Source organism: Halomonas sp. (assembly GCF_014859505.1).
GTDB lineage: Bacteria > Pseudomonadota > Gammaproteobacteria > Pseudomonadales > Halomonadaceae > Halomonas.
Genome location: NZ_JACUUD010000264.1, coordinates 1 through 1,364 on the forward strand (window position 1 = coordinate 1; position 1,364 = coordinate 1,364).

The window sequence follows — 1,364 nt, forward strand, 5'->3', positions numbered from 1 at the left end:
GCTCCGGCCGGCCCATCGTGGCCATCGATGGCTGCCAGATGCACTGCGCCAGCCACTGCCTGGCCAACGCTGGCGTCACCCCCACCGAACACGTGAGGCTCTACGAGCGTGGCCTGCGCAAGCGCCGCGGCCAGTGCTACGACGAGGCCACCGTCGCCGAGGTGGCAAGCGAGGTGGGTGAGCTGATCGCCCGGCTGCCCATGGGCGCCGAGTCCCGGGTGGCGGAGCAGACCACATGAGCGCGCTTGTCGACGGCTTCGGCCGCACCGTCCGCTACCTGCGCCTCTCGGTCACCGACCGCTGCGACTTCCGCTGCGTCTACTGCATGGCCGAGGAGATGACCTTCCTGCCCCGCGCCCAGGTGCTCACCCTGGAGGAGATGGCCACCCTGTGCCGCGCCTTCCTGGAACTGGGCGTGGAGAAGATCCGCCTCACCGGCGGCGAGCCACTGGTCAAGCGCGGCATCGAGACCCTGGTCGCCGAGGTCGGGGCCCTCCCGGGGTTGCGCGATTTCGCCATGACCACCAACGGTGCAGGCCTCGCCAGGCACGCTCGTGCCCTGCGCGCAGGTGGCCTCGAGCGTCTCAATATCAGCCTCGACACCCTGGACCCGGCGCGCTTCCGCGCCCTGACCCGCACCGGTGACCTGGCGAAGGTCATCGACGGCATCCGCGCCGCCCGGGAGGCCGGCTTTGTGCGCATCAAGCTCAACGCCGTGATCCTCAAGGGGCGCAACGACGACGAGGTGCTCGACCTGGTCGAGTTCGCCCGCGCAGAGGGAGTGGACATCAGCTTCATCGAGGAGATGCCGCTGGGCCAGACCATCGGCCACGACCGCGCCACCACCTTCTGCGGAAGCGACGAGGTGCGCGGGATCATCGAGTCCCGCCACGCCCTGGTGCCCACCACCGAGACGACGCTGGGCCCCTCGCGCTACTACCGAATGGCGGACTCCGAGAGTCGGATCGGTTTCATCTCGCCCCACAGCCACAACTTCTGCGACGCCTGCAACCGGGTGCGGGTCACCGCCGAGGGCCGCCTGCTGCTCTGCCTGGGCAACGAGCACTCGGTGGACCTGCGCGCCGTGCTGCGCCGCCATCCCGGCGACACCGAGCGCCTCAAGGCCACCATCGTCGCTGCCATGACCAGGAAGCCCGAGCGCCATCACTTCACCACCGACGGCGAGGTCCAGGTGGTGCGCTTCATGAACATGACGGGCGGTTAGGACGGCAGGCCATCCTTCCTCATGCCCTTGACTGCCAGGTGCATGGGGAGGGGTGAAGCGCGAGGCGCTCCCGGGTAGACTGTGTTTGTATAGACATTAGTCCTGACCCAAGGATGCCACATGGCCAGCACTCCGCCCC

General features: G+C 68.7%; 2 protein-coding genes. Both read left to right on the forward strand.

Annotated features, from left to right (window positions below; genetic code table 11):
• Positions 1-239 (forward strand): putative zinc-binding protein (locus tag IBX53_RS16130; protein ID WP_290911412.1); only part of this gene is annotated, 239 nt, incomplete at its 5' end.
• Positions 236-1,225 (forward strand): GTP 3',8-cyclase MoaA, encoded by a 990-nt coding sequence (gene moaA / locus IBX53_RS16135; protein WP_290911414.1) that lies wholly within the window; start codon positions 236-238, stop codon positions 1,223-1,225. The genes IBX53_RS16130 and moaA, both read left to right, overlap by 4 nt.
• The last annotated feature ends 139 nt before the right edge of the window (positions 1,226-1,364 follow it).

Bases quoted from the DNA above. Each gene is read 5' to 3' on its own strand.
- moaA (WP_290911414.1), top strand. From the start codon at position 236: ATGAGCGCGCTTGTCGACGGCTTCGGCCGCACCGTCCGCTACCTGCGC.